Genomic DNA, 26,980 nt, shown 5'->3' on the forward strand with positions numbered 1-26,980 from the left:
GGAGCACGACCGATGAGCGGGGCACGTGACGCGGTGGAAGGGCTGGTGGCCTCGGCCTGGCGCAATGCCGTGGGCCGGGTGCCGGCCTCCGTCGACGACGACTTCTTCGCACTGGGCTACACGTCGCTGGACGCCTCGGCGCTGATGGCGCACCTGCGCGAGGCCGTGGGCCGCAAGGTCCCGCTGCGCGTGGTGTTCGAGACCCCCACCATCGCCGGTATCGCCCGGCAGCTCAGGTCCGCCGACGACGGCTGGCGCGAGCGCTACGCGTACCGCCTGCAGGCCGGCCCGGCCGGCGGTGTGCCGATGGTCCTCGCCCCGGGCACGTCGGGCACCCTCGGCTGGATCAGCGCGCTGGCCGACGAGCGGCTGGGCAGGCCCGTGATCGGGCTGGTGTCCCGCGGATCGTACGCGGAGGCGGCGCCGCTGCAGACCATGCCGGAGATCGCCGATCATCTGCTGGCCGCGCTCGCCGCGGAGGGCGTCACCGGTCCGGTGCACCTCGTCGGCTCCTGCGTCGGCGGCCTGGCCTCCATCGAGATGGCCGCCCGTGCCGGGACGTACGGCCTGCGGGCCGCCTCGGTGACCCTGCTGAACGGCAGCTTCCAGCCGGAGCAGCTGACCGTCGCGCAGCGGCTGCAGCACCGCCTCGACGACATCCGGCGGATGGCGGGCCTGCCGCAGCTCGGCGAGGCGTCAGACGCTCCCGCGCAGGAGCAGATCCGTCAGCTGTTCGAGCAGGTGGTCGGCAGTCCCCGGATCGTGGAGGCGACGTTCGACGAGTTCGCCGCCCGGGTCATGGTGTACGTCCACAACTGGCACGCGGCCGCGCAGTACCAGCCCCACACCGTGGCCGTCCCGCTGGCCGTCGTCTACACCGCCGGTGACGAGGACGAGGTCGGCCTGCAGCAGTGGCGCGCGCTGAACCCGCCGCGCTTCCACGCCCAGCCGGTCGACGGGCTGGCCGCCTCCGATGTCGGCCGGCCCGAGGTGATCGAGACGTTGGCAGCGCTGTTCAGCTCGTACGACGAGGAGCTGAGCCGGGATGTCTGAGTCCACCGGGGACGACTTCCCCTTCGTCCGGACCCGGGTGGTGCTGGTGACCGGGACGGTGCTCGGGACGCTCGACGGGCTGCCGGCCCGGCTTGCCGCCCTGGGGCTGCTGCCCGCCGGGCGCGGTGCCGCCGGGGCGTTGCGGATCGCCGACCTGGACGTCGGCGGGGACCGGGCGCAGGCGGCAGAACTCGGCCGCCAGGATGCCGAGGCGAGCCGGCTGGCCGCACCGGACGCCGCCGACCTGTCGATCCGGTTGCTGCGTGCCGGCCAGGGCGACGGTGTCCTGGTGATCGCCGCGCGCTCCGACCGTACGACGGCCGACCGGGTGCTGCGCGCGACCGTGGACCACCTCGCCGGCCACGACCTGACCCCGCCTGCCGGAGCACCGGTCACGCCGTCCGCATCGGATGCGGCCACGCGGTGGCGCACGTGGCCCGCAGGCCTGCCGCAGATCATCGAACTGCCGACCGACGTCCGGCGTCCGAGCCCGCTCCCGGTGACCAGGTCCGCGCTCGCGGTCGCCGACGTCGCGCTCGTCGGCGCCGACGTCGCGGCCCGGCTGCTGGCCGCGTTCGCGGTGGTGCTGGCGCGCTACACCGGCCACCACCGCCAGGCGCTCGCGGTGCGTCTGCCCTTCCGGGCGGACACGGGTGGCGAGCTCTGCCCGGTCGAGGTGATCCTGGACGGCGTCGGCACGGCGGGTGAGCTGGTCGACGCGGCCGGGTCCTGGCTCCGGCACGCCCGCCGGCTGCGGCCGCCGCGGCAGGCCGAACTGACCCGTGGCGGCCTGGTGCCCGACGGGCGGCGCTTCCCCTGGGCGCAGTTCGGCATCCAGCTGTCCGACGAAGCCGAACGCCGGTGGACGGCGGGCGGGGTCACGGCCGTCGTGGTCGAAGCCTGCGACGAACCGCTCGACCTCCTGCTGGACGTCACCGTGGCGGCCGACGGCACGGCTTCGGCGACCATGTCCTGGAGCAGCGGCGTGCTGGACCTGACCGAGGCCTGCGCCCTGCGTGACAGCCTGGAGTCCCTGCTGCCGGAGATGTCACGGTGTCCCGGCATGCCCCTGGCCGACCTGCGCGCGGTGACCGCACCGCAGCGCGCACGGCTCGCGCAGGTCAACGCCGAGGCAGGACACGCGCCGCAGGAGCCGCTCGAGGTCCTGTTCGCCCGACGGGCGCGGCTGACCCCGGCCGCCGTGGCCGTCCGCGACGAGACGGGTCGCGAGGTGACCTATCAGGAACTGCTGGACCTGTCCGGGACGCTCGCTGCCCGGCTGACCGGTGCGGGCGTGCGCCCCGGCGACACCGTGCTGCTCGCGTTGCCGCGCTCGCTCGGCGAGGTCGTGGCGGTTCTCGGTGTCGTGCGGGCCGGTGCCGCGTACGCCGCCGTCGATCCGGCCTGGCCCGACGCGCGCCTGGCGGCGATCGCGGCCGCGGCCCGCCCGGCCGCGGTCCTGGCGCTCGACGCCGACGCGGCCCGGCTGGCCGCGATGACGTCGGCGCCGGCGGTGCCCGTGCCCACCGCCGGGTTCGCTCGCGGCCCCGGGGCCGGACCGCTGGAGCTGAGCCCGAACCGGGCGGCCTATGTCGTCTTCACCTCCGGTTCGACCGGCACCCCGAAGGGTGTCTCCGTCCCCGCGTCGGCGGTCGTGCACCTGGCCCACCGTCCGGGCTTCGTGGACGCGGGGCCGGGCACCCGCTTCCTGCGGCTGGCGCCGCTGTCGTTCGACGCGAGCACCCTCGAACTGTGGGCGCCGCTGCTGAACGGGGGAACTATCGACGTCTTCCCCGCCGGCCCGGTGACCCCGCACGAGCTCGGCGGCTTTCTGCGGGAACGGGCCGTCACCACCGCCTGGCTGACCTCGGGCCTGTTCCGGCTGATGGCGCAGCAGTGCCCGGCGGACTTCGCGGGGCTGCGGCACCTGCTCACCGGCGGGGACGTGGTGTCACCCGAGCACGTCCGGGCGCTGCTGCGCGCCCATCCCGGCATCCTCGTGACCAACGGCTACGGGCCCACCGAGAACACCACCTTCACCACCGTGCACCACGTGGACACGGCCGAGGACGTCGAGGACCCGCTGCCGATCGGCCGGCCACTGCCCGGCACCTCGGTGCACGTGCTCGACGCCGACGGCCGGCTCGTTCCGCCGGGCGCGGTCGGCGAGCTGTACACCGGCGGCTGGGGACTGGCCGACGGCTACCTCGACCAGCCGGAGCAGACCGCCGCACGGTTCGGGCGGCTGTCACCCGACATCCCGGAGCGGCTGTACCGCACCGGGGACATGGTGCGCCTCGACGGGCGCGGCCGACTGCGCTACCTCGGACGCAACGACCAGCAGGTCAAGATCAGGGGCTACCGGATCGAACTCGACGAGGTGACCCGGGCCGTCGCCGAGCACGACGCGGTGCACGACGCCGTGGTCGCGGCGGTCGACGGCGCCACCGGCCGGCGGCTGCTGGCCGCGGTGACCCCGCCCCTGCCCGCGTCGGTTCTCGACCGCGTCCGGGAGCACGTCAGCGGTCTGCTGCCCGGCTACGCCGTGCCGTCGCTGTGGGTGTCCGTCGCGCAGTTCCCGCTCACCCAGGTCGGCAAGGTCGACGCCCGCACCCTGGCGGCCCTCGCCGACGGGCGTACGCCGGGCACCACCAGCGCACCGCCGGGCACCCCGCCGACGGTCGACGTGCCCGGACCGGCGGCGGACCCGGCGCAGCTCGCCTTCGTCGTGATGAGCCAGGCCCTCGGCCGGACCGACATCGGACCCGACGACGACTTCACCGTGCTGGGCGGCGACTCGCTCAGCCTCGCCGCGATGCTCGCCGCGCTGCGCAACGACCACGGCCGCAAGGTGTCGGCGCGCGACTTCTATCTCCAACCGACACTGCGCCGCCTCGGCGAGCTCCTGCACGCCGCCCCGCGGGCGACGCGCGTGCCGGAGCCGATCGGGGCGCGGGGAGGCGACCATGCCTGAAGACATCGACATCGAGCGGCGTACCGCCCGCTGGCGCGCGGACGGCGGCGCCGACGTGACGGTCTACTGCCTGCCCCACGCCGGTGGCGGCGCCGCGACAGCCCGCGCGCTGGCGCTGGCGGCACCACCCGGCTGGGACGTCGTCGGGATCCGGCTCCCCGGGCGTGAGCAGCGCCTGGCCGAACAGCCGGTGTGCGCGATGGGGGAACTGGCGGCGGACGTCGCCGCCACCGTCCGGTCCGATCCGCGTCGCGCGCCGAACGTCGTCCTGATCGGGCAATGCTTCGGCGCGGCCCTGGCCGTCACCGTCGCCGGGCTGCTCGGCGACGGCGCCCCGGTGGGGCTGGCCGGCGTCGTGGCGGCCTCACCGCCGGAGAGCACGTTCCTGAACGGCGCGGCCTGGGTCGATGCCGCTGACACCGAGTTCCTCACCGAACTGGACCGCCTCGGCGGCGTCCCGGCGGCCGTGCTCGCCGACGAAGAGCTGCTGGAGCTCGTGCTGCCGGTGCTGCGCTCCGACGTCGCCGCGCTGCACTCGATCGCCGGCACCGCACCGGCCGTCCTGGACGTGCCGGTGGTCGCCGTCGGCGGCATCGGTGATCCGCTGCACGACGAGCGCGTGCTCGCCGAGTGGGTGACGTACGGAAGGGGCGGCTGGTCCGCCCGCGCCGACGGCGGCCACTTCCTGCTCGGCGATGCCCCGGCCACGCTCGCGGCCGAGATCGGCGCTCTCCTCCGTCGCCACGGCAACTGACCGCAACCGCAACAGATAGGTACCGACATGCTCCTCTCCAGGCTCCTGAGCCAGCTGATCCCACCGGGCGGCGACGCGCGCAGGCTCTCGCTCATCTCCATGCTCTACGCGGTCGGGTCGGGCGCGTTCGCGGCGGTCAGCGTCGTCTTCTTCACCCAGGCGATCGGCCTGTCCGCCGCCCAGGTCGGCCTCGGCCTGTCCGCGGCCGCGGTCACCACGCTGGTCCTCACGATCCCGCTGGGCAAGCTCGCCGACCGGTTCGGCGGGGTGCGGGTGTGGTTGGTCGGGACCGTGGCCGAGGCGTGCGCGTACGCCCTGTACCCGGCCATCAGCGGGGTGGCGACGTTCGTGGCGGTCGTGGTCGCGGTCGCGCTGGCGGAGAACCTCGGCACGGCGGGCCGCCAGGCGTACACCGCCGCGGCGTTCGCGCCGGCCGAGCGGGTGCGGGTCATGGCGTACGCGCGCACCGCCAGCAACGTCGGCTTCACCGGCGGCGCGATGCTGGCCGGGATCGCCCTGGCGCTCGGTGACCGGACCGGCTACTACGCCATGCCGATCAGCACCGCGCTCATCCTCGCCCTGGCCGCGGTCATGATGCTGTCCCTGCCGCGGGCCGCTCACCAGGCCCCGGCCGCCGCGCCGCGCAAGGCCGTCGGGGCGGTGCGCGACCTCGGCTACATGGCGATGTCCGGCGTGTCCGGCGTCCTGTACTCCCATGTGACCCTGCTCGGTGTCGTGTTCCCGCTGTGGGTGATCGACCGCACCGACGCCCCGGACGCGGCCGTCGCCTGGCTGCTCGCCCTCAACACGGTGCTGGCCGTGGCGCTGCAGGTGGTGGCCAGCCACGGTGCGGAGAACGCGGCGGGCGCCGCGAAGGCCCAGCGCTACGGCGGCTTCGCGCTGGTCGCGATGTGCGGGGTGCTCGCCGTCACCGCCGTCACCTCCGGGTGGACGACCCTCGCGCTGCTCGCCGTGGCCATGCTGCTGCTGACGTTGGGCGAGCTGTGGCAGTCGGCGGGCGCCTGGGGACTGAGCGTCGCGCTGGCCCCCGACGAGCGGCGTGGCGAGTACCTGAGCGCGTTCCGCCTCGGCGGGCAGGTGCAGGGGATCGTCGCTCCCGCGGCGATGTCGGCCCTCGTCGTCGGTTTCGGGGTCGCCGGATGGTCGGGCCTGGCCGCCGTGTACCTGGCCGCCGCGCTGGTGATCACCCCGGTCACCCGCTGGGCGCAGCGCCGCCGGCCGGAGCTCGTCGAGCACGCGACCGCCGAGCAGCCCGTCCTGGCGAACGTGTGAGGGCCGCGGGATGACACTTCCACCCGATCGGGGAAAGCCCGCCGTGCCGAGGCTCGCGGTGGTGTTCGCACGCGGCGCGGTGTCGCCCGGCGACCTGCTGCGCAGTCTGGACGGCGCGGCGGAGCTGCTGTTCGTGACCGACGGATCGGCGCACAGCCGGGCACTGCGCGGCCTGTTCGAGAGCGCGGGCGAGGTCGTCGAGCTCAGCGGTGACCCGGCCGCCGATGCCGTGGCGGTGAAGGCGTTCGGCCCGGACGCGATCGTGACCTACTGCGAACGCATGCTGCGGGTCACCGCCGACCTCGCGGAGGCGCTCGGCTTGCCGTTCCACTCCCCGGACACGGTGCACCTGCTGACCGACAAGCACGCCCAGCGCCGGCGGCTGCGCGAGGCCGGCCTGGAGGCGATGCGGTTCGCGCTGGTGACCAGCCCGGCACAGGCACGCGAGGCGGCGGTCGCGGTGCCGATGCCCGCCGTCGTCAAGCCGGTCCGCGGCGAGGGCAGCCGGGACACGTTCGTCGTCGACGACGCCGACAGCTGCCTGGCCCGGCTCACGGACCTGCTGAGCAGGCCGGACCGGACCGCCGGCGGCTACATCGTCGAGGAGTACCTGGTCGGTGTGCCGCACCCGCACCACGGCGACTACGTCTCGGTCGAGAGCGTCTGCGTCGACTCGGCCGTCCACCACGTCGGCATCACCGGCAAGCTGCCGCTGCTGCACCCCTTCCGGGAGACGGGACAGTTCTGGCCGTCCGCCCTGGACGGTGCCGCCGAGGCCGAGATCGCGGCGCTGACCTCTGCCGCGCTGGCCGCGCTCGGGGTGACCCGCGGCATCACCCACACCGAGATCAAGCTGACCCCGCACGGCCCGCGCGTCATCGAGGTCAACGGGCGCATCGGCGGCTACGTCAACGAGCTGTACGGCCGGGCCCTCGGCGTCGACCTGGTGATCGTGGCGGCTCGGGTGGCGCTCGGGCAGCCGGTGCGGCTGCCGGACGGCCCGCGGCCGGCGCGGGTGCACTTCCAGCACTACACCCAGCCGCCGCTGGGCGCGCGGACGCTCGCCGCGGTGGAGGGAACGGTGCGGCACCCCCGCGCCCGGCACCGGATGTTCACGCGCCCGGGGGACCGGCTGCCCGGCGGTGTGTCCTCGTTCGACCTCGATCTGCTCAGCGGTGACGCCGACACGCACGAGCAGATGCTCGAGGTCGTCGACGAATGCGCCGCGCAACTGCGGTTCACCTTCACCGGGCACGGCGCGCCGTCGCAGCTCAGCGGCCGCGACCTGCGCCGGGGGCCCCGCTACGGCGCGGTGCACGGGGCGGACCGGTGAACGCGCGCCCCCACCTGGTGTGGGACTGGAACGGCACGCTGCTCGACGACGTCGGCCTGCTCGTCGCCGCGGTCAACGCGGCGCTGGCCGCGGTCGGCGCAGCACCGGTCTCCGTGGCCGAGCACCGTATCCGATACCGGCGCCCGATCCGGGCCTACTACGAGGGGCGCCTCGGTCGCGGGCTCACCGACGACGAGTTCGGCCTCATGCGCGCGACGTTCGACGACGCCTACGAGGCAGGGGTGGCCGGCTGCCCGCTGGCCCCGGACGCCGCGGCCTGCCTCGGCTCCTGGCCGGGCGGACAGTCGCTGCTGTCGCTGGCCGAGCACCCGCACCTGATCCAGGAGGTCACCTGGCGGGGCCTGTTGGGCTCCTTCCGGCTCGTCGAGGGCCGGCCGGTGGGGTCCCGGGCCGGCAAGGCCGAACTGCTGGCGCGGCACCTGGACACGCTGCGGCTGACCGGGTCGCCGGTGGTGCTGATCGGCGACTCCGATGACGACCATGCGGCGGCGCAGGAGGCCGGCGTCGGCTGCGTGCTCTACGCGCACGGCTACATCGACCGGGCACGGCTCGAGCGGACCGGCGCACCGGTCGCCGAGACGCTGGCCGGCGCGGTCGCGCTGGCGACGGCCGCAGGCAGGACCAAGACATCAGTTCGAGAACGGAAGGCACATCAATGAGCATCGCCATCGTCACCGGGTCGGCGGGCCTGGTCGGTTCCGAGACCGCCCGGGCACTGGTCGCCGCGGGAATGGACGTCGTCGGCATCGACAACGACATGAGGGCCGTCTTCTTCGGCGCCGACGCGTCGACGAAGACGAACCGGGACAGGCTCATCGCGGAACTGGGCCACCGGTACACACACCACGACACCGACATCCGCGACCGCCCCGCCCTCGAAGCGCTGTTCCGCCGCTACGGCCGTGACATCGCCGTGGTGGTGCATGCGGCGGCACAGCCGGGTCACGCGCAGTGGTCGACCGGGGACCCGGTCGAGGAGTTCGAGATCAACGCGGTGGCCACGCTCGGCCTGCTGGAACTCACCCGCGCCTGGTGCCCCGACGCGGCGTTCCTGTTCTGCAGCACCAACAAGGTGTACGGCGACCGCCCGAACCGGCTGCCGCTGGTCGAGACGGCCACCCGGTGGGAGATCGCGCCAGGCCACGAGTACGCCGACGGGGTCACCGAGAGCATGTCGGTGGACCAGAGCCTGCACACCTCGCTGGGCATGTCGAAGCTGTCCGCCGATGTCCTGGTCCAGGAGTACGGCATCCACCACGGCATCGCCACGGCGTCGTTCCGCAACTGTGTGATCGCCGGCGCCGCACAGTCGGCCAGCAAGTCCCACGGCATGCTCGGCTACATCATGAAGTGCGCCGCGTCGCGTGACCCGTTCACCGCGATCGGCCACGGCGGCAAGCAGGTCCGCGACGTCATGCACGTACACGACCTGGTGCGCGCCTTCCTGGAGGTCATCCGGTCGCCGTTCCCCGGCGCGGTCTACAACGTCGGCGGCGGCCGTACGTCGAACTGCTCGGTGCTTGAGGCGGTCCGCCTCGCGGAGGAGATCAGCGGCAACCCGATGGACCTCAGCCACTCCGACGACAGCCGGGTCGGCGACCACATCTGGTGGGTGGGCAGCAATGCGCTGTTCCAGCAGCGCTATCCGAACTGGTCGCCGCACTACGACGTGGCCACCATGATGCGCGAGATCTACGAGCGCAACCGCGCGGAGTGGTCGGCCGCGGCCTGACCGCCGTCGCACCCGCGCCGCCCGCCGAGGACACCGGCGGCGGACCCCAGCACGCCGGGCACTGCGGTCCGGACCAGCGAAGCGAACAACGAGAGTGGACACGACCATGTCATTTGACCAAGAAGAGGCCGCGCGACTGCGCGAATGGGACGCCGCATACCTCTGGCACCCGTGGACGGGCAAGACGGCCGGCGACCCGCTGATGATCGTGCGCGGCGACGGCGTGCGGGTATGGGACGCCGACGGCAGGGAATATCTCGACGCCAAGGCAGCCTCGCTCAACGCCAGCTGCGGGTACTCGCACCCGCACATCGTGGCGGCCATCACCCGGCAGGCCGCCACGCTGATGCACTTCAGCATCGAGTCGGCCGCGAATCCGCCCGCGGTCGGGCTCGCCGCGAAGTACGCGTCGCTGCTGCCGACCGCCCTGTCCCGGACGTTCTTCTGCAACAGCGGATCCGAGGCGATGGAGACCGTCGTCAAGCTCGCCCGCATGTATCACGCCCTGCGCGGGGAACCCGGCCGCCAGACCATCCTCAGCCTGCGCGACGGCTACCACGGTGCCACCCTGGGCGCCGTCACCGCCACCGCACTGACGCTCACCAGGGCCGGCAACGGCCCGCTGCCCGGCGCGTACGCCCAGGTCCCGACCCCGATCTGCCCGTCGTGCCGCGCCGCCGAGGCCCACGACGAGTGCAGCGCGCCGAGCGCGCAGACCCTGCGCGCCGCGATCGAGGAGATCGGTCCGGACAACATCGCGGCGTTCGTGATGGAACCGGTGCTCGGCGTGGCCGGCTGCCTCATCCCGGACCCGGCCTACCTCGTCGCGGCCAGGGAGGTCTGCAGCGAGTACGGCATCCTGTTCGTCCTGGACGAGGTCCTGACCGGCTTCGGCCGGACCGGGCGCATGTTCGGCTTCGAGCACGCCTCGGTGGTCCCGGACGTCCTGATGACCAGCAAGGGCGTGACCGGTGGCTACGCGCCGCTCGCCGCCGTCACCACCACGCAGGACGTGTACCGCACGTTCGCCGACGACAGCCTGATGGGCGGATTCCGGCACGGGCACACGATGTCGGGTCACGCGCTGGCCTGCGCGGCGAGCCTCGCGGTGCTCGAGGTGATCGAAGGGGAGGACCTCGTCGGCAACAGCGCCCGCGTCGGCGGGCTCATGCTCGACGAACTCCGGCGGGTGCTGGCCGGCGAGCCCCACGTCTTCCAGGTGCGCGGGCTGGGGCTGGCCCTGGCGGTGCAGATGACCGATGCCGCCATCGCGGACGAGCTCGCCGCGGCCTGCCTGGAACTCGGCCTGATCGTGCGTACGCAGGGCTCGGCGGTGTGCCTGATGCCGCCGCTCACCCTCACCGAAACCGACGCGCTGACCATGTGCTCGATCGTCGCCGAGGCGGCCCGGCTGACGGCGCAGCGCAACCGCAACGTTCTGGAGGTAATCCGATGAATCGACAGCACCTGGCCGTGGAGACCGTGCTCGAAGCGCTGCGCGAGGGGGTCAAGCCGATCCCCGAGTTCCCGGCGGCGCCCGCATCCGCCGTGGTCGCGATGGACGCGGCGCCGATCTCGGCCGAGCGCGCCGACGCCGTACTGTCCGCGTACACCAACCACGGCTTCGCCGTCCTGCAGTACCCCGCGGGGCACGACAGCCAGGCGGCGATCAGCGACGTGCAGGCGGCATTCGGCCTCGGCGAGCCGTTCGTGCCGCCGATGTACCGCTCCCGCCCGGACTGGGCGGACCGGGCGATCACCTCGCTGACCGTCACGGCCGAGGAGATGGCCGGGCCGGCGCACCCCTCGTTCGGCCGCAGCACCGCACAGGACCTGCATTCCGACGGAACGCTGCAGGAGATCGGCGAGGTCGCCACGACACTGCTGCACTGCGTCCGGCCCGCGGCCCAGGGCGGGGACACGACGCTGTTCAACAGCGTCGGCGCGTTCATCGCCCTGCACGAGCACGACCCCGCCGCGGCCGCCGCGATGCTGCACGAGACGAGCCTCATCCGGACGGCGAACATCGGCGACTGCCGCGACAGCGCGGCCGGCCCGACCTTCGCCATGCGCGCGGACGGCGACCTCATCTCGCGCTACTCGATCTCCTCGACCGACTCCTGGGGCACCCACGGCGACCCCGTGGCGCTCGCACGGGCCTGCGCGTTCTTCGCCGGCCTGCAGCACGAGAGCAGCGGCTACCACCTTCGGTTCGCGCTCGGCGCGGACCAGTGCCTGATCTTCGCCAACGACAAGATCTCCCACGGCCGGACCGCCTACCACGACGATCCCGCGCGGCCCCGGCACATGAAGCGGGCGCTGTTCCTGGCCCGACCGGTCTACCGGCCGGTGCCGCGATGACCGTCGCGATCAGCGGTCCGGTCGCGTTCGACCAGCTGATGCGATTCGAGGGCCGGTTCGCGGAGCAGCTGCTCGCGGGCAGCCTCGACAGCGTGTCGCTGTCGTTCCTCACCGACGACATGTGCGTGCGGCGCGGCGGCGTCGGCGGCAACATCGCGTACGGGCTCGCGCAGCTCGGGCTGCGGCCCCTGCTCGTCGGCATGGTCGGGGCCGATGCGGCCGACTACGTCGGGGCGCTGGAGCGGGCCGGAGTCGACACGCGCGGGCTGCGGCTCAGCGAGTCCCGGCACACCGCCCGGTACGTGTGCACCACCGACGCGGCGATGTGCCAGATCTCCTCCTTCTACGTCGGCGCGGCGGCCCAGAGCCATGAGGTGTCGCTGGGCGAGGCGGCCACCGCGGGACACGCCGAACTGGCGATCATCGCGGCCGGTGACCCGCGCACCATGCGCGAGCACACCCGGCAGTGCCGTGACGTGGGCATTCCGTTCGTCGCCGATCCGGCGCAGCAGATCGCCCTGCTGGACGGACCGGCGTTGCGGGAGTTGATCGAAGGCGCGGCATACCTGGTGTCGAATGAGTACGAGTTCGAACTGCTCCGCGCGAAGACGGGCCTGTCCGCCGAGCAGCTCGCGGATCTGGTCGGGATCCGGGTCACCACGCTGGGCGCCAGGGGCGTGGAGATCTGCCGCGGGGGAGCCGACCCCGTCCGGGTGCCGGTGGCGGCGGTCGCGCGCAAGGCTGACCCGACCGGCACCGGCGACGCGTTCCGGGCCGGGTTCTTCGCGGCCCGGCACCGGGGGCTGTCCCTGGAACTCGCCGCGCAGGTCGGCAGCGCCCTTGCGGCCACGGTCCTGGAGGTCGTCGGGCCGCAGGACTACACCCTCGACGTCGCCGACTTCCGGGCCCGCCTCGCTCGGTCCTACGGCACGGCGACGGCCGACGCCGTCGACGACTGGCTCCGGCCGGCGGCACAGCCGGTGGGTGTGGCGTGATGACCGAGCTCGTGGACCTCGTCGACGCTGCCGGCACTGTCGTGCGGGCGGGTGTGGCGCGCGACGACCAGGAGCGGCACGACGGCGCGTACCTGCAGATCATCGTGGCGGTGCTGCTGGACGGCTCCGGTCGTGCGCTCGTCAACCAGCGCGGTCCGGGCAAGCTGATCGCGCCCGGCCGGTTCAACCACGTCTGCGGCGCGGTGCGGTCCGGCGAGGACCCCGAGCAGGCCGCGCTGCGCGAGGTGGTGGAGGAGACCGGGCTCGCCGTCGAACGGCTCACCCTGCTCAGGCACGGCATCAACTCGTACGGGCGGTACTGCTACCTGTACGCCGGTCTGGTCGACGGCGAACCGGACGCGAGCCGCACCCGGCCCGCGGAGGTCGGCTGGGTGGGATACCTCTCGGCGGACGAGCTCGCCCAGGTCCGGCAGCAGGGGCAGGCATCCTTCGTCCACGACTTCTTCGAGGACATGGCTGCCGCCCGAGCGCATCTGCTCGACACCGAGCCGGCCCGCCCGGCCCGGCGCTCATCCGCGGCCGTCGACACGGCCGCGCCACGGGAGACGGAAGACGAGGACAGACCATGAAGTCACCTGCCGGACGACGAGTGCTGCTGAGCGGCGGCGCGGGATTCGTGCCGTCGCACCTGGCCGACCGCCTGATCGACGGCGGTTGCCGCGTGGTGGCGCTCGACAACTTCGTCACCGGGAGCCCGGAGAACGTGCGGCATCTGTCGGACGATCCACGGTTCGAGCTGATCGAGGCTGACGTCTGCGACGGCCTGCCGGACCATCCGTCGATGAGCGCACCATTCGACGCGGTCCTGCACTTCGCCTCCCCGGCATCCCCGGTCGACTTCGAGCGCATCCCGGTCGAGATCATGAAGGTGGGCTCGCTGGGCACCATGCACCTGCTCGAACGCGCGCGCACCGACGGTGCCCGGTTCATCCTGGCCTCGACGTCCGAAGCCTACGGCGACCCGTTGGTGCATCCGCAGCCCGAGAGCTACTGGGGCAACGTCAATCCGGTCGGCCCTCGCAGCGTCTACGACGAGGCGAAGCGCTTCGCCGAGGCGCTGACGATGGCATACCACCGCAAGCACGGCGTGTCGGTGGGCATCGTGCGCATCTTCAACACCTACGGCCCGCGGATGCGCCCGGACGACGGGCGGGCCGTGCCGGCGTTCATCTCCCAGGCCCTGCAGGGCAGGCCGCTGACCGTGCACGGCACGGGGGAGCAGACGCGCTCCATCTGCTATGTCGACGACCTGGTGTCGGGAATCGTCGCCCTGCTGGAGTCCGGGCAGACCGGGCCGGTGAACTGCGGAACCGATCATGAGATGACGATGCTCGACCTTGCCACCGCCATCATCCGGCTGACGGGTAGCGCCTCCGAGGTCACCTTCGTGGAACGGACGGCCGACGATCCGGAACGGCGCAGGCCCGACCTGGCGCTGAGCCGCGAACTCCTGGGGTATCAGCCGCAGGTGGCTCCCGAGCAGGGACTGCTGCTGACGATCGAGGACTTCCGGCGGCGGCTCCAGCACTGCTAGGCATGTCCCGGCCCGTCCGCGTGGTGTGACACCACCGCGGCGGACCGGGACCCGATCTCCCGGCGGTCAGCCGTGGACCGCCCGCACGATGCCGGGGCGGCTCCACGGCGCCGTCGGGCGGCCGTCGAGCCGCCCCGCATGCTGGTCATCAGGGCCTGCACGCCCCGCCCGGTCGTCCAGTAACCACGGGGTCGTCGGTTCGCATCCGGCCAGCCCGCCAGAGTAAACATGCAGGTCAGAAGGCTGATTCCGATCATGGGATCGGCCTATTCGCATCCTGGGGACCAGTTGGTGGGCTGGAAACTCACCGTGACCGTGACCGTGACCGTGACCGTGGCCGCTGGCCATGGCGTAAACGGCGTTCCTGCGTGACTTCGGCCGCCAGCCCGAGATGACGCGAGTGCTTGAACGCCTGTTCGGACCGTACCCGTTCGGCGCGAACCTCCTCGACGGCAGGCGCGCCCCGACCTCCGAATCGGGCGTATTGTTGACCGACATCGATGTGATCGGTAACATTCGTTGACCCGTTCATGCACCGGCGCTTGTTGATCAATGCTCATTCGGGAAACGTCCTGTGAGGATGCCTCGAACCCGAGTGTGATCCACCGAAAGACGGCCGAGCGCCGGTGGGTCAGCGGCAACGGAAGCGGCGATGTGGACCAGCCGCTGCCTCCTGGGGCGGGCGACTTCACGAGACAGGGTGACTGGTGCCTGGATCGCACCAGACATCAGATGTCCTGGAACTTCGGATGCCTGCGACTTCAGTGCGCTACCAGGCCTCGCTCTCCTCGGTGAACTACTGTCCTGGTGATATTCGCCGGAATGTGCCGCCGAGGTGTTCACAGAGGGATGGCGGCCAGTCGTTGACCCGAGGGTTTCGCAGACCTAACATCTGATGTCTGATGTGTTTCGTCTTCGTTGTCTGACCCGGAGGGATCCGCACATGCACGCATCCCCGTACAGCCGCCGGGCATTCCTGGCCGCGCTGGGCGTCGGCGGCGCCGCCGCCGCCGGGCTGCCGGCCGTGCTCGCCGCGAGCCCCGCACATGCCGCGATTCCCGGACCGACGTCCTACTCCGAGACCTGGACCTCGGTCAATCAGCACCCGGCCGCGGCGGAGTGGTTCCAGGACGCGAAGTTCGGCATCTACTTCCACTGGGGAGTCTTCAGCGTTCCGGCGTTCGCCAACGAGTGGTATCCGCGCAACATGTACTTCTCCGGCTCCAGCGAGAACAACCACCACCGCAACACCTACGGCGACCCCTCGACATGGCCGTACCACAACTTCATTGACGGGGCGAACGACAGGTCCGGCCGGTTCGTGCAGTTCGCACCCAGGCTCAAGTCCGCGGGCGGCAACTTCGACCCGGGGGAGTGGGCGCAGCTGTTCGCCGACGCGGGCGCCAAGTTCGCCGGACCCGTCGCCGAACACCACGACGGCTACTCCATGTGGAACAGCAGCGTCAACGAGTGGAACTCCGTCGCTCGCGGGCCACGGCTCGATCTGCTGCGCCTGCACGCCGACGCGATCCGGGCCAAGGGCCTCAGACTGCTGGTGGCAATGCACCACGCGTTCAACTTCACCGGCTTCTACGAACGCGCGCCGCAGCAGTCCACGACGAGCCTGCGCAAGCTGTACGGCCAACTCGGCACCTCGGCCCAGGAGCAGCTCTGGTACGACAAGCTGCGCGAGGTCGTCGACGGCTACCAGCCCGACATCCTGTGGCAGGACTTCAACCTGAGCCGCATCAGCGAAGCCCAGCGCCTGAAGTTCCTCGCGTACTACTTCAACAGGGCCGTCGCCTGGAACAAGGAAGTCGTCGCCACCTACAAGGACGGGTTCAATAACCTCGGCGAGGTCTACGACTACGAACGGGGCGGCCCCGCCGGCATCCAGACGCCCTACTGGCTCACCGACGACAGCATCTCCAGCTCCAGCTGGTGTTACACCGCCGGCATCGGCTATTACTCTCTCAACGCCATGCTGCACTCGCTCGTCGACCGGGTGAGCAAGAACGGGACCATGCTGCTCAACATCGCGCCGATGGCCGACGGCTCGATCCCGTCGGGGCAGCGCAGCTTGCTGCTCGGCATCGGCGACTACCTCCAGCGGTTCGGTGAGTCGATCTACGCCACCCGGGCCTGGAGCGCGTTCGGCGAAGGCCCGACCCAGATGGGTGGCGGCTCGTTCGTCACCCCACGCGCCGGCACGAACACCGACATCCGGTTCACCCGCAACAAGGCCGACAACGTCCTCTACGCCACCGTCCTGGGCTGGCCGGGCAGCACCCTCACCATCAGCACCCTGGCCGCCGGCCGGATCAACCTCGCGACGCTGACTTCGGCGCAGCTGCTCGGCGCCACTCCGGGCTCCTACGTCAACCTGCCCACCCGCACCCAGGATGGGTCTGGTCTGCGCATCACCATGCCGTCGTCGGCGCCGTTCAGCGCCCCGGCGTACGTCGTGAAACTGACCTTCTCCGGCCAGATTCCGACCTTGGGCGGCGGGTCCGTCCCGACCGGCTGGGTCCGGATCCAGAACGTGACGAACGGCCTCGTGCTCGACAGCGGCGGCAACGTGGCCTCCGGTTCGATCGTCAAGGAGTGGACGCCGGGCAGCAGCACCAACCTGCAATGGCAGCTGGTCGACGCCGGAAGCGGCTACTACCGCCTCGTCAACCGCACCAACGGCATGGTCGTCGACAGTTGGGGCGCCACCGCCAACGGCGCCAACGCGTTGCAGGCACCGTGGAACGGCGGCGTCAACCAGCAGTGGCGGCTCAACAGCATGGGCAACGGCCGCTACCAGATCATCAATCGCGGGACCGGGATGGCCCTGGACGGGCGGGGGAGCATGCCGTCGGGCACCACCGTCGGGCTGTGGTATCCCGACTCCAGCACCAACCTCCAGTGGACGATAACCGCGATCTAAGCGACATCCATGCGCTGGGAGCCGCAAGGACACGCGGCGTAACCCTGCTGGGCCGCACGGCGGAGTCCTGCGGCCCAGCAGGTCGTCGACCATCCCGGAATTCGTCAGAGCCCGATGACAGCATCACGAGCCGTGACCTGCGGGAGTCGCCATGACAAGGACGGCAAACCGACCGCGCCGCAGACGTGGGCTGAGTCCGGGTCCATGCCCGCGCGCGACCACAGGGCCCGCCGCCGGGCCGCGTGATCACTCGGGCACGGTGAGCATCGCCCGCAATGACGACTCGGATGTGTTCACGTGCATCAACGCCGCGGCAGCGGCCAGAGCCGGGTCGCGCGATCGCAGCGCCGCCAGAATCGCCTGGTGCTCGTCGATGGTCGTGTGCGCTGCGTTGTCCAACACCAGACCACGCCAGATCCGCGCGCGCACCGTCCGGCCGGACAAGCCGTCCAGTAGCGAGGCCAGGGTCTCATTGCCGGTGCCGGCCACCACCAGGCGATGGAATGCGATGTCGTACTCCATCAACTGCTCGGCGTCGTCGACCGCGGATCGCATCCGCTTCATGAGTTCTTCGAGTTCGGACAGCTGGCCGTCGGTCATCCTGCCGGCGGCGACAGCGGTCGCCGAGGGCTCGAGCAGCCGGCGTACTTCCATGACCTCGAGAAGGCCAGCCGGCTGCAGCAGTTCCACCGCGACACCCAGGCCCTCGAGCAGCAGTTGCGGCGCGAGGCTGGTGACGTATGTGCCGTTGCCGCGGCGTACGTCGAGCACGCGTGCGGCCTCCAGCACCTTGACCGCCTCCCGCACCCCGCTGCGGGACAGCCCCATCTGTGTGGCGAGCTCGTTCTCGGGCGGCAACCGTGAGCCGGGAGCCAGCTCACCACTCTGGATCATGCCACGAAGCTGGGCTATCGCTTCGTCGGTCAATGCCACGGGCGTCCTCCGGGGAAAGCGGCCGAGTTGCTGCTCGGCGGATCGTGCCGACCATAGCAACTGGGTCGATACATCAGATGTATGGCGAGGGTATCACCGCATTCTTGTGTGCGTTCTGGACAGCCTGGCACCGCTTCGGTATAAAGACATATGATGTCTTGGCTAGAAGTCCGGCGTGCGGCCGGCGATGCGGCCAGACGTCATATCTTTCACCAGATCTGCGGAAGGCACCCCGTGACAGAGACCGTTGCTGCGCTGGACACCTACGACGTGCGATTTCCCACCTCGCGTCAGCGCGACGGCTCGGACGCCATGAACCCGTTCCCCGACTACTCGGCCGCGTACGTCGTCGTCAGAACGAGCGCCGGCCGCGAGGGGTACGGACTCGCTTTCACGGTCGGACGCGGCAACGACGTGCAGGTCGCTGCCATTCGGGCCCTCGCGCCGCTCGTGGTCGGCCGGCCGGTGCACGATCTGGTGGCCGACATGGGCGGGTTTTCGCGGCAGCTCACCGGCGACAGCCAACTGCGCTGGCTCGGTCCGGACAAGGGCGCGATCCACATGGCAGCCGCCGCGGTGCTCAACGCCGTATGGGACCTGGCGGCCCGCTCGGCGGAAAAGCCGCTGTGGCGCCTGCTGGCCGACATGAGCCCGCAGCAGGTGCTGGACCTGGTCGACTTCCGCTACCTGCGCGACGCGATGACCGAGCGGCAGGCACTCGACCTGCTGATCTCCGGTCAGCGCGGCCGGGCGGAGCGGGAGGCGAGGCTGCTGGCCGACGGATACCCCGCCTATACCACCACTCCCGGCTGGCTGGGTTACGACGACGACCGGCTGGTCCGTCTGTCCAGGGCCGCCGTGGCCGAGGGCTTCAGCCTCATCAAACTCAAAGTCGGCGCCGATCCTGCCGAGGACGTCAGACGGCTCGGCATCGCTCGGCAGGCACTCGGGCCGGACGTCGCCATCGCCGTCGACGCTAATCAGATCTGGGGAGTCGCCGAGGCGATCGCCTGGATGGAGCAGTTGCGCCCGTTCAACCCGTACTGGATCGAGGAGCCGACCTCGCCGGACGACATTCTCGGCCACGCCGCGATCCGCAAGGCGGTCGCGCCGATCCGGGTCGCGACCGGCGAGCACGCCGCCAACGCGGTGATCTTCAAACAGTTGCTCATGGCCGATGCGATCGACGTCGTCCAGATCGACGCCTGCCGGGTCGCGGGCGTCAACGAGAACATCGCGATCCTGCTGCTGGCGGCGCATTTCGGTGTGCCGGTGTGCCCCCATGCCGGTGGCGTCGGACTGTGCGAGATGGTCCAGCACCTCGCCATGTTCGACTTCCTGGCCGTCTCGGGCAGCACCGAGGGGCGAATGCTCGAGTACGTCGACCACCTGCACGAGCACTTCGTCGACCCCGTGCTGCTGCGCAACGGCCGTTACCAGGCGCCCCTGCTGCCCGGCGGCGGCGCCCGGATCCATCCGGCCTCCGTCGCCGAGTTCAGCTACCCCGACGGCCCCCAGTGGCACGTCGGTCGGCACGGGTAACCGCCCGCACACCCCATCGAGCATCGCTCGACGGCCCGGCGTGCAGGGGCAGCACCGCGCCGCGGAAAGCTCCACCGGCTCCGGTCGGCGGAGAGCAAGGCCGGTTGTCACCGGGCGTCGTCGCCCGGCCGGTGCGAAAGTGAGGACATCTGTTGAGAATCACCAGGATTCACCGCCTTGCCGCCGCGACCGTCGTCGCCGCGGCCCTCGTGGCGGGCTGCTCGGCCGAGAACACCCCCGGCGGCGCCGGCTCCGGCAAACCGGTGATCGGCGTCGACTACCCGCGTTCGGACACCGACTTCTGGAACGCCTACATCAAGTACGTGCCGGAGTTCAGCAGCGAACTCGGCACCGACCTGAAGTCGACGAACTCGCAGAACGACATCGCCAACCTCATCGCCAACGTGCAGACGTTCGTCAGCCAGGGCGTCAAGGGCGTGGTGATGGCGCCGCAGGACACGGCGGCGATCGCGCCGTCGCTGGATACCCTCGCGGCGAAGAAGATCCCCGTGGTCACCATCGACACCCGCCCGGACGCGGGCAGCGTGTTCATGGTCGTGCGCGCCGACAACCGTGCCTACGGGACGAAAGCCTGCCACTTCCTGGGCACGAAGCTCGGCGGCAAGGGCAAGGTCATCATGTTCCAGGGCAGCCTGGACTCGATCAACGGGCGGGACCGCACCGAGGCCTTCAACGACTGCATGAAGCAGAACTACCCGGCGATCACCGTGTTCGGTGAGGCCACCGACTGGAAGGGCGACGTCGCGGCAGCCAAGTTCCAGACCCGGCTGGTGTCCGACCCCGACATCAAGGGCGTCTACATGCAGTCCAGCTTCGCCCTGGCCGGCACGCTGCAAGTGCTGCGCCAGAAGAACCTGCTGGTCGCGCCGACCGACCCGAAGCACGTGTGGGTGGTGTCCAACGACGGGATCCCGGAGGAGCTGAAGAACATCGCCGACGGCAACATCGACGCGACCGTCAGCCAGCCCGCGGACCTGTACGCCAAGTACGGCCTCTACTACGCCAAGGCCGCCGTCGAGGGCAAGACCTTCACCCCTGGCCCGACCGACCACGACAGCACCATCGTGCAGGTCCGCGCAGGGCTGCTGGAAGACCAGCTCTCGGCGCCGCTGGTGACCCTCGACGGCGCGAGCATCGCCGGCGAGAAGTCCCTCAAATTCGACGACAAGTCCCTGTGGGGCAACAACATCAGCTAGCAGAAAGCGCACCGGGCAGATGAGCGAGCAGATCCTCGCCGCCCGCAGCGATGGGCCGGCCGCCGCCGGCCGGCCCATCGTCGAGGCGGTCGACATCACCAAACGTTACGGGCCCACCGTCGCCCTGGCGCAAGCCGGGATCATGGTCCGGGCCGGCGGCACGCACGCCCTCGTGGGACGCAACGGCGCGGGAAAGTCCACGCTGGTGGCGATCCTGACCGGCCTGCAAGCACCGGACCGCGGACGGGTGCTGTTCGCCGGCAGACCCGCACCCGACCTGAGCGACCGCGACGCCTGGCGCCGCGAGGTGGCCTGCGTCTACCAGAAGTCCACGATCATTCCGACGCTCACCGTCGCCGAGAACCTCTTCCTCAATCGGCAGATCCGCGGCCCGGGCGCACTCATCGACTGGCGGGCGACCCGACGCGAGGCACGTCGGCTGCTGGAGAACTGGTCCGTGGACGTCAGCCCCGACCAGCCCGCCGCGGCCCTCAGCGTCGAGCAGCGCCAACTCGTGGAGATCGCGCGCGCCCTGTCGCTGGGAGCACGCTTCATCATCCTCGACGAGCCGACAGCCCAGCTGGACGCGGCAGCGATCAACCGACTGTTCGAGCGCATCCGGGCCCTGCAGGTCCAGGGTGTCACGTTCCTGTTCATCAGCCATCATCTGCAGGAGATCTACGACATCTGCGACACCGTCACCGTGCTTCGCGACGCCAGGCACATCCTGACCCGCCCGGTGGCGGAGGTCACCACCCAGCAGCTGGTCGCGGCCATGACGGGGGACGACGTCCACCTGGCCACCGCCGTTGACCGCCCGCCGCTGCCGGCCGACAGCCCCGCCGTCCTCGAAGTGCAAGACCTGCTCACCGACGGTGTCACCGAGCCGTTGTCCTTCACCGTCCGCCGCAGCGAGGTACTGGGGCTGGCAGGCGGCGGCGCCAGCGGAAAGGCCGCGGTCGCCGAAGCCGTCGCCGGACTGCGCCCCGCACACGGCGGCACCGTCGCCGTCACCGGCAACACCGTGCCGAGCGGCAGCGTGCCCGCAGCGCTCGCGGCAGGCATCGGGCTGGTCCCGCAGGACCGCCACCGTGAAGGCTTCGTCCCACTGCTGTCCGTCGCGGAGAACATCGGCGTGACGGCGCCGGACAAGACACGAAGCAGAGGCTTCATCGTGCCACGCCTACGCGACCGCCTGGCCCGAACCATGATCGAGGCACTCGCCATCAAGACGCCGGGGCCCGAGCTGCCGGTCGCCGGCCTGTCCGGCGGCAACCAGCAGAAGGTCGTGATGGCCCGCGCACTGGCCAGCGACCCCAAGGCGCTCGTGCTCATCGGTCCGACCGCGGGGGTCGACGTTCGCTCCAAGCAGACCCTGCTCGACGCCGTCGACCAGGCGCGGGCCGACGGCACAGCAGTGCTGATGGTCTCCGACGAACTCGACGACCTGCGGATCTGCGACCGGGTCCTGGTGCTGTTCCAAGGCCGGGTGGTCGCTCGAATGCAACGCGGCTGGCGCGACAACGACCTCGTCGCCGCGATGGAAGGAATCAACGATGACCGCAACTGAAACCCTGCCCGAGTCCGACCGGCGCCCGCCCGCGGCACCGTCGAGGCAGCGGCACGCGCTCGTGATCGCCCGCCTGCGTGACCTGGCGCTGATCCCGGCGATCATCGTCATCGCCGTCGTCGGTCAGATCGTCAACCCGGTGTTCCTGCACACCGACAACATCATCAACGTGCTGCAGACCATGTCGGAGATCGCCATCCTGGTACTGGCGCAGACACTGGTGCTGATCGCGGGCAAGATGGACCTCTCCCTGGAGTCGACGTTCGGGTTGGCGCCCGGCGTCGCCGCATGGCTGATCGTGGCACCCGGTGTCACCCACGGGCTCGGCGTGCTCCCCGGCGGTTGGGCCGTCCCCGTGGTCCTGGCCGTCGGCGCGCTCGTCGGCGCCTTCAACGGCCTGCTGATCGTCCGCTTCGGCCTCAACGGCTTCATCGTGACGCTGGGTATGCTCATCGTGATCCGCGGGCTGCTGACGGGCATCTCCGGCGGCCGGACCTTCTTCGGCCTGCCCAGCTCGATGCTGTACCTCAGCAACACCACCTGGCTGGGCATGCCGGCCTCCGTGTGGGTGTGCCTGGCCGTCTTCGCCATCGCGATCGTCGTGCTCGGCTTCACCCGCGCGGGCCGGGCACTATATGCCATCGGCGGCAACGTCGACGCCGCACGCGCTGGGGGCATCCGCACCGACCGGGTCCTCTGGCTGACCCTGGTCGTCGCCAGCACGCTGGCCGCGCTCTCCGGCCTGCTGCTGTCGGGCAGGCTCGCGTCGGTGGCCGCGGCACAGGGCAGCGGCGACATCTTCACCGTGTTCGCCGCCGCCGTGATCGGCGGAGTCAGCCTCAACGGAGGCAAGGGGTCGGTGTTCTCGGCGTTCACCGGTGTGCTGCTCCTGTTCATGATCCAGAACGTGCTCACCCTTGCCGGGATCCCCGCCCAGTGGATCTCCGCGCTGAACGGCGCGATCATCCTCACCGCCCTGGTGCTGTCCCGGATAACCAGTGGAAAGGCGCAGGAGTGACCTCGCCGGGACGGAGCCGACCAGTATCCGCGGGTACTGCTCGACTGCATCCACGCCCTGCGGGTTCTGGCATGACGCGTTCTCGATGGTTCTTGACGGGAGGGGCTCGGCCCTCCGGCGGGTGGTCATAGGCGGATAGCTCCTACCGGTCGCGGCCCGGGGCGCCCATCCCCGGACGCGCCAGTATTTGTTCACGGTCCGTTCTGGCAGCCCGGCCGCCGCCGTGGTCGGTGGCGGCCGGGTGCGCCAGCGGCCAGGCTATGGCGCGGGCCGGTCCGCCAGGCTGCTTTGGTCGAGCGGTTCGACGCTGAACGTCCGGTAGACCGTCGTGGTCGGCTGCTGCCTTTTCGGTGAGCCTCGTCGATTGCTGCGCGTCAGGCGTAGATGAACCAGTAACCCGAGGGGTAGCTGCTGCCACTGGGTTGCCAGACGCACTGGAGCGGGCCGGTCCAGCCGTAGTTCTGGATGCCGTAGTTGCCGATCCGGACACACTCCGAGTAGTCGTAGACGACGCCACGAAGACTGGGTGTCGCGTGGGCGGGCGTGGCTCCGACGAAGACGGTCGCGCCGACCAGGACTGTCGCCGCTATCGCCACCTTGACTCTGCGCATTTGCCCTCCATCAATAGAGCGGTCCGGAACAGAATAGATCGAAGACGATCGATCATGGTTACCTGTCCCGGCAGTTGGACCAGCCACCTACCCACCGTTGGATGCCATCCGGCTGGTGCAGGCGCGCGCTGTGTGGCTTCTCTGCGCTTGTCCGAGGCGGCCAGGTGTGACCCCCGGATGGACGCTGCATCGACGCCATGGGTGAGAGTGTCGAGGGCGTACTGGGGATCGATCCGGCCGAGCGTGCTCATGCGGCCCTCGATCCCGATCGACTCCACCTGGGGCTCTCGGCGTGAATGCCAATTCGGCCGCTGGGACAGTGCGCTCCTCAGCTCCAATCCGTTTGGTATCCGTCGGGCCGCAGGATGCTCAGCAGCTCCGCATCGGTCGGCGTATGCAGATCGGTGACGACGCCGCGTAGGCGATCGAGGTACTCGGGATGATCGCCGGTCAGCGAGGCGCTCAGTAGCCGGCCGCCCTCCAAGCGCCGCACGATGGTGGCCGGATCGCTGTTGTCGGTGTCCAAAACCTTGACGTAGGTGTAGGCGTCGCCCAGGTCGACGCAGATCGCAACGGCGCGGGCTTTGCGGCTGACCGACCACATCGGCTCGCCCCGTTCATCGAGCACCTCGATGGCGTACGCCACTCACAAACCCGTGCCGTGCAACGGGTAACCGATGCGCAACCCGTCCGAGCCGACACTTCCCGAGGCTTCGCCGGCCGGCATCGCATCGGGTAGCAGCAGGCGATGGCGCGGCCACGGAGCCAAGCCGGTCAGGCCGATCAGATCACGCCGATCCTTTTCGCGCTTCCGTTCCACGCTGAGTGCGACACCGCAACTCGCCAGAATGGTCGCAACGACGATTCCTGCGATGACGGTGGTACGAGGTCTGCTGCGCATCGCTTGATGATCACAGGCGTAGCCCGCGTCGTCCTGTACGTGTGCCGGTATCCACCAGGAACGCTCACCACACCTTCACAAGGATGACAAGGCCCGGTCCTGGGAGTGTGCGCGCTGGTACGGCGCTAGAAGGCCGATCACCGCGCGGTCACGGCGCGGTGGTGACGCCCTGCGCTTCCATCAGGTGGTAGGTGACCCCCGCACATGCCGATTGCACAGTGCGGTCCATCAATGCAAGCATGTGCCTCGTGCTCTTTCTGCGACGCCATGGTTGGTGGCTCCTACCTGAGCTGGTTGTTGTCGCGATCCTCGCCGCCGGTCTGCTCACCGCGCAGCCCAACCCCTTTCAGGATCAACTGGCCGCCCGGGCGCAATCGGCGTTGGAACAGCTCTCGCCGGCCGAACTCGAGCTCTACGTGCCCGGCGGGCATGCCGTGGACCACGGGGGCAAGGTCCTGTGCGCAGCCGAGTCATTCGGCACGGAACCTTCCACCGCCAGGCGCATCGAGGATGTTCAGGTAATCTATGCCGTCTACTTCTGCGCGATGGTCAAGCCCGGCACCCCGTGGGACTATGCGAGCCGCAGCTCAGGTCCAGCGGTCATCACGCTGACCGACCCGCCGGCCGTCCAGACGGCGAAGTCTGGTGTGGATCCGGGTCGGGTATGGGCGATGATCCCCGACGATCTGGAGCAGAGGGCAGCCGCCAGCCTCCAGGAATGGGGCAGGCTGGCCGGCCTGCGCACGCGCTACGAACAGGCGGTCGTGTAGCCGCTGGACTCTGGTAGTCGACCCCACGGCATTGTCATGGGAGCGATCTCATGTCAAGCTTTCGATGTCTGAGTTTGTCAGACCGGTCGGGAGCCGAGCAACGGGCGCACAGAGGTCGATTTCGTGTGCGCCGAGGTGTATGGCATGCGTCGGCAATTCCTTGCAGGCCGATGTTCCTGTGCGCTCTGTCCTCCGGCAGGCGTCGGCCTATCCGTCAAAAGGAAAGGACGACAGGGTGAATCGCAGACGCCAACTCCTGGCAAGCTTGGCCGCAGCAGTGATCACGGCGAGCGTCGGCTTCGCGGTGATCAATACTTCTGCGGCGCAGGCCCACGGCGTAACGATGTTCCCGGGCAGCCGCACCTGGCTGTGCTATCAGGACGGGCTTCGGCCCAACGGGTCGATCGCCGCCTACAACCCGGCATGTGCTGCCGCGATCGAGGGAAGCAAGAGCTCCTCCGATCCGAGCGGCACCACACCGTTGTACAACTGGTTCGCGGTGCTGCGCTCCGACGCCGGAGGTCGCACGACCGGCTTCATCCCGGATGGACAGCTGTGCAGCGGCGGGACCGGCGGGCCGTACAACTTCACCGCCTACAACGCTACTCGCACGGACTGGCCGTTGACCCACCTCACCTCCGGGGCCAACATCCAGTTCCGGCACAGTAACTGGGCACACCACCCAGGTACGTTCCACCTGGCCATCACCCGCCAAGGCTGGAGCCCCAGTTCGCCACTGGCCTGGAGTGACCTTCAGGACTTCGCGAGTGTCACCAACCCGCCGTCGAACGGCGGGCCCGGCGCGCTGAACTACTACTACTGGAACGCACAGTTGCCGACCGGCCGCAGCGGCCGGGCGATGCTGTACATCCGGTGGGTGCGCTCGGACAGCAACGAGAACTTCTTCAGCTGCTCCGACATCACTTTCGATGGGGGCAACGGTCAGGTGACCGGCGTCGGACCCAACCAGACGCAGCCGCCGCCGAGCTCGCCGCCTCCGTCGAGCCCGCCGCCGTCAAGCCCGCCTCCATCGAGCCCGCCGCCTTCGAGCCCGCCGCCTTCGAGCCCGCCGCCTTCGAGCCCTCCGCCGTCGTCCCCTGCGCCCGGCGGAGCATGTACGGCGACGTACTCCCAGGTCGGCCAGTGGAACACCGGATTCCAAGGCGCGATCACGGTGCGAAACAACAGTTCCAGCGCCAGCGTCAACGGCTGGACCGTCAGAGCGACATTCGCCAATGGGCAGACGGTCACGCAGTCATGGGACAGCACCTATAGCCAGAGCGGCAGTGTGGTGACGTTCCGCAACGCCTCCCACAACGCGACCATCGATCCGAGCGGCACGAGATCGCTCGGCTTCCTCGGGAACTGGTCGGGAAGCAACTCCCCGCCAAGTCTCACTTGCTCCAGCCCGTAAC

General features: G+C 70.4%; 24 protein-coding genes. 20 read left to right on the plus strand and 4 right to left on the minus strand.

Annotation, left to right across the window (positions count from 1 at the left end; translation table 11 throughout):
- Positions 1-12 precede the first annotated feature (12 nt).
- From HAV39_RS31780 to HAV39_RS31840, 14 genes are all read left to right on the plus strand, one after another.
- Entirely contained in the window at positions 13-1,053 is a 1,041-nt protein-coding gene (locus tag HAV39_RS31780; protein ID WP_191842867.1) for a phosphopantetheine-binding protein, read from the plus strand.
- On the plus strand, positions 1,046-4,027 hold the full coding sequence (locus tag HAV39_RS31785; protein ID WP_191842868.1) for an amino acid adenylation domain-containing protein: 2,982 nt from the start codon (positions 1,046-1,048) through the stop codon (positions 4,025-4,027). The genes HAV39_RS31780 and HAV39_RS31785 overlap by 8 nt, the downstream gene beginning before the upstream one ends.
- Positions 4,020-4,781: a thioesterase II family protein gene (locus tag HAV39_RS31790; RefSeq protein WP_191842869.1), complete on the plus strand. Its 762-nt coding sequence runs from the start codon at positions 4,020-4,022 to the stop codon at positions 4,779-4,781. Before HAV39_RS31785 ends, HAV39_RS31790 begins: the two co-directional genes overlap by 8 nt.
- A 27-nt stretch (positions 4,782-4,808) precedes the next feature.
- On the plus strand, positions 4,809-6,074 hold the full coding sequence (locus HAV39_RS31795; RefSeq protein WP_191842870.1) for an MFS transporter: 1,266 nt from the start codon (positions 4,809-4,811) through the stop codon (positions 6,072-6,074).
- Between the two features lie 43 nt (positions 6,075-6,117).
- Positions 6,118-7,407, plus strand: a complete 1,290-nt coding sequence (locus tag HAV39_RS31800; RefSeq protein WP_191842871.1) for an ATP-grasp domain-containing protein — start codon at positions 6,118-6,120, stop codon at positions 7,405-7,407.
- Complete coding sequence (locus tag HAV39_RS31805; protein WP_239120634.1) at positions 7,404-8,087, plus strand: HAD family hydrolase; 684 nt, start codon at positions 7,404-7,406, stop codon at positions 8,085-8,087. The genes HAV39_RS31800 and HAV39_RS31805 overlap by 4 nt, the downstream gene beginning before the upstream one ends.
- Positions 8,084-9,160, plus strand: coding sequence for an NAD-dependent epimerase/dehydratase family protein (locus HAV39_RS31810; protein WP_191842873.1), 1,077 nt, complete (start codon positions 8,084-8,086; stop codon positions 9,158-9,160). The genes HAV39_RS31805 and HAV39_RS31810 overlap by 4 nt, the downstream gene beginning before the upstream one ends.
- Before the next feature lie 106 nt (positions 9,161-9,266).
- On the plus strand, positions 9,267-10,616 hold the full coding sequence (locus HAV39_RS31815) for an aminotransferase family protein (protein ID WP_191842874.1): 1,350 nt from the start codon (positions 9,267-9,269) through the stop codon (positions 10,614-10,616).
- Complete coding sequence (locus tag HAV39_RS31820; RefSeq protein WP_191842875.1) at positions 10,613-11,521, plus strand: TauD/TfdA family dioxygenase; 909 nt, start codon at positions 10,613-10,615, stop codon at positions 11,519-11,521. Before HAV39_RS31815 ends, HAV39_RS31820 begins: the two co-directional genes overlap by 4 nt.
- A complete protein-coding gene (locus HAV39_RS31825) occupies positions 11,518-12,516 on the plus strand; it encodes a carbohydrate kinase family protein (RefSeq protein ID WP_191842876.1) in 999 nt (332 codons plus the stop codon). The genes HAV39_RS31820 and HAV39_RS31825 overlap by 4 nt, the downstream gene beginning before the upstream one ends.
- Positions 12,516-13,106, plus strand: a complete 591-nt coding sequence (locus HAV39_RS31830) for an NUDIX domain-containing protein (protein WP_191842877.1) — start codon at positions 12,516-12,518, stop codon at positions 13,104-13,106. Before HAV39_RS31825 ends, HAV39_RS31830 begins: the two co-directional genes overlap by 1 nt.
- Complete coding sequence (locus HAV39_RS31835; protein WP_191842878.1) at positions 13,103-14,071, plus strand: UDP-glucuronic acid decarboxylase family protein; 969 nt, start codon at positions 13,103-13,105, stop codon at positions 14,069-14,071. The genes HAV39_RS31830 and HAV39_RS31835 overlap by 4 nt, the downstream gene beginning before the upstream one ends.
- 400 nt (positions 14,072-14,471) lie before the next feature.
- Positions 14,472-14,594 carry a hypothetical protein gene (locus tag HAV39_RS43415; RefSeq protein ID WP_275413930.1) on the plus strand — a complete coding sequence of 41 codons (123 nt, stop codon included), beginning with the start codon at positions 14,472-14,474 and terminating at the stop codon, positions 14,592-14,594.
- A 420-nt stretch (positions 14,595-15,014) separates the two neighbouring features.
- Complete coding sequence (locus tag HAV39_RS31840) at positions 15,015-17,003, plus strand: alpha-L-fucosidase (protein WP_191842879.1); 1,989 nt, start codon at positions 15,015-15,017, stop codon at positions 17,001-17,003.
- A 246-nt stretch (positions 17,004-17,249) separates the two neighbouring features.
- Here HAV39_RS31840 and HAV39_RS31845 read toward each other — a convergent pair whose 3' ends face one another.
- Positions 17,250-17,936 carry a FadR/GntR family transcriptional regulator gene (locus tag HAV39_RS31845; RefSeq protein ID WP_191842880.1) on the minus strand — a complete coding sequence of 229 codons (687 nt, stop codon included), beginning with the start codon at positions 17,934-17,936 and terminating at the stop codon, positions 17,250-17,252.
- Positions 17,937-18,170: 234 nt separating this feature from the next.
- On the opposite strand from HAV39_RS31845, the gene HAV39_RS31850 reads away from it, so the two are divergent.
- The 4 genes from HAV39_RS31850 to HAV39_RS31865 all read left to right on the plus strand — a co-directional run bounded on the left by HAV39_RS31850 (position 18,171) and on the right by HAV39_RS31865 (position 23,283).
- Positions 18,171-19,478 carry an enolase C-terminal domain-like protein gene (locus tag HAV39_RS31850; protein ID WP_244958905.1) on the plus strand — a complete coding sequence of 436 codons (1,308 nt, stop codon included), beginning with the start codon at positions 18,171-18,173 and terminating at the stop codon, positions 19,476-19,478.
- Positions 19,479-19,630: 152 nt separating this feature from the next.
- Positions 19,631-20,695 carry a sugar ABC transporter substrate-binding protein gene (locus HAV39_RS31855; RefSeq protein WP_239120633.1) on the plus strand — a complete coding sequence of 355 codons (1,065 nt, stop codon included), beginning with the start codon at positions 19,631-19,633 and terminating at the stop codon, positions 20,693-20,695.
- A 19-nt stretch (positions 20,696-20,714) separates the two neighbouring features.
- Positions 20,715-22,265: a sugar ABC transporter ATP-binding protein gene (locus HAV39_RS31860; RefSeq protein ID WP_191842882.1), complete on the plus strand. Its 1,551-nt coding sequence runs from the start codon at positions 20,715-20,717 to the stop codon at positions 22,263-22,265.
- The gene (locus HAV39_RS31865; protein WP_191842883.1) at positions 22,252-23,283 is read left to right on the plus strand and encodes an ABC transporter permease; all 1,032 of its coding nucleotides are present in this window, start codon (positions 22,252-22,254) and stop codon (positions 23,281-23,283) included. Before HAV39_RS31860 ends, HAV39_RS31865 begins: the two co-directional genes overlap by 14 nt.
- Before the next feature lie 374 nt (positions 23,284-23,657).
- On the opposite strand, the gene HAV39_RS31870 is transcribed toward HAV39_RS31865, so the two are convergent.
- The 3 genes from HAV39_RS31870 to HAV39_RS31880 form a co-directional block, all read right to left on the minus strand.
- Positions 23,658-23,894 (minus strand): hypothetical protein, encoded by a 237-nt coding sequence (locus tag HAV39_RS31870; RefSeq protein ID WP_191842884.1) that lies wholly within the window; start codon positions 23,892-23,894, stop codon positions 23,658-23,660.
- 328 nt (positions 23,895-24,222) lie between these two features.
- Positions 24,223-24,540, minus strand: coding sequence for a hypothetical protein (locus tag HAV39_RS31875; RefSeq protein WP_191842885.1), 318 nt, complete (start codon positions 24,538-24,540; stop codon positions 24,223-24,225).
- A complete protein-coding gene (locus HAV39_RS31880; protein WP_191842886.1) occupies positions 24,541-24,795 on the minus strand; it encodes a hypothetical protein in 255 nt (84 codons plus the stop codon). It lies immediately after the preceding gene.
- 239 nt (positions 24,796-25,034) lie between these two features.
- Here HAV39_RS31880 and HAV39_RS31885 point away from each other — a divergent pair, with 239 nt between their 5' ends.
- Positions 25,035-25,565 (plus strand): hypothetical protein, encoded by a 531-nt coding sequence (locus HAV39_RS31885; RefSeq protein ID WP_191842887.1) that lies wholly within the window; start codon positions 25,035-25,037, stop codon positions 25,563-25,565.
- Positions 25,566-25,800: 235 nt separating this feature from the next.
- On the plus strand, positions 25,801-26,979 hold the full coding sequence (locus HAV39_RS31890) for a lytic polysaccharide monooxygenase (RefSeq protein WP_239120632.1): 1,179 nt from the start codon (positions 25,801-25,803) through the stop codon (positions 26,977-26,979).
- Position 26,980: the final 1 nt, after the last annotated feature.

Origin of the sequence: Catellatospora chokoriensis (genome assembly GCF_011297315.1) — a bacterium.
Classification (GTDB): Bacteria; Actinomycetota; Actinomycetes; order Mycobacteriales; family Micromonosporaceae; genus Catellatospora; species Catellatospora citrea.

Coding starts and splice junctions, on each gene's coding strand:
- HAV39_RS31780 (WP_191842867.1), top strand. CDS start 13: ATGAGCGGGGCACGTGACGCGGTGGAAGGGCTGGTGGCCTCGGCCTGG.
- HAV39_RS31785 (WP_191842868.1), top strand. CDS start 1,046: ATGTCTGAGTCCACCGGGGACGACTTCCCCTTCGTCCGGACCCGGGTG.
- HAV39_RS31790 (WP_191842869.1), top strand. CDS start 4,020: ATGCCTGAAGACATCGACATCGAGCGGCGTACCGCCCGCTGGCGCGCG.
- HAV39_RS31795 (WP_191842870.1), top strand. CDS start 4,809: ATGCTCCTCTCCAGGCTCCTGAGCCAGCTGATCCCACCGGGCGGCGAC.
- HAV39_RS31810 (WP_191842873.1), top strand. CDS start 8,084: ATGAGCATCGCCATCGTCACCGGGTCGGCGGGCCTGGTCGGTTCCGAG.
- HAV39_RS31815 (WP_191842874.1), top strand. CDS start 9,267: ATGTCATTTGACCAAGAAGAGGCCGCGCGACTGCGCGAATGGGACGCC.
- HAV39_RS31820 (WP_191842875.1), top strand. CDS start 10,613: ATGAATCGACAGCACCTGGCCGTGGAGACCGTGCTCGAAGCGCTGCGC.
- HAV39_RS31825 (WP_191842876.1), top strand. CDS start 11,518: ATGACCGTCGCGATCAGCGGTCCGGTCGCGTTCGACCAGCTGATGCGA.
- HAV39_RS31830 (WP_191842877.1), top strand. CDS start 12,516: ATGACCGAGCTCGTGGACCTCGTCGACGCTGCCGGCACTGTCGTGCGG.
- HAV39_RS31835 (WP_191842878.1), top strand. CDS start 13,103: ATGAAGTCACCTGCCGGACGACGAGTGCTGCTGAGCGGCGGCGCGGGA.
- HAV39_RS31840 (WP_191842879.1), top strand. CDS start 15,015: ATGCACGCATCCCCGTACAGCCGCCGGGCATTCCTGGCCGCGCTGGGC.
- HAV39_RS31860 (WP_191842882.1), top strand. CDS start 20,715: ATGAGCGAGCAGATCCTCGCCGCCCGCAGCGATGGGCCGGCCGCCGCC.
- HAV39_RS31865 (WP_191842883.1), top strand. CDS start 22,252: ATGACCGCAACTGAAACCCTGCCCGAGTCCGACCGGCGCCCGCCCGCG.
- HAV39_RS31870 (WP_191842884.1), bottom strand. CDS start 23,894: ATGCGCAGAGTCAAGGTGGCGATAGCGGCGACAGTCCTGGTCGGCGCG.
- HAV39_RS31880 (WP_191842886.1), bottom strand. CDS start 24,795: ATGCGCAGCAGACCTCGTACCACCGTCATCGCAGGAATCGTCGTTGCG.
- HAV39_RS31885 (WP_191842887.1), top strand. CDS start 25,035: ATGTGCCTCGTGCTCTTTCTGCGACGCCATGGTTGGTGGCTCCTACCT.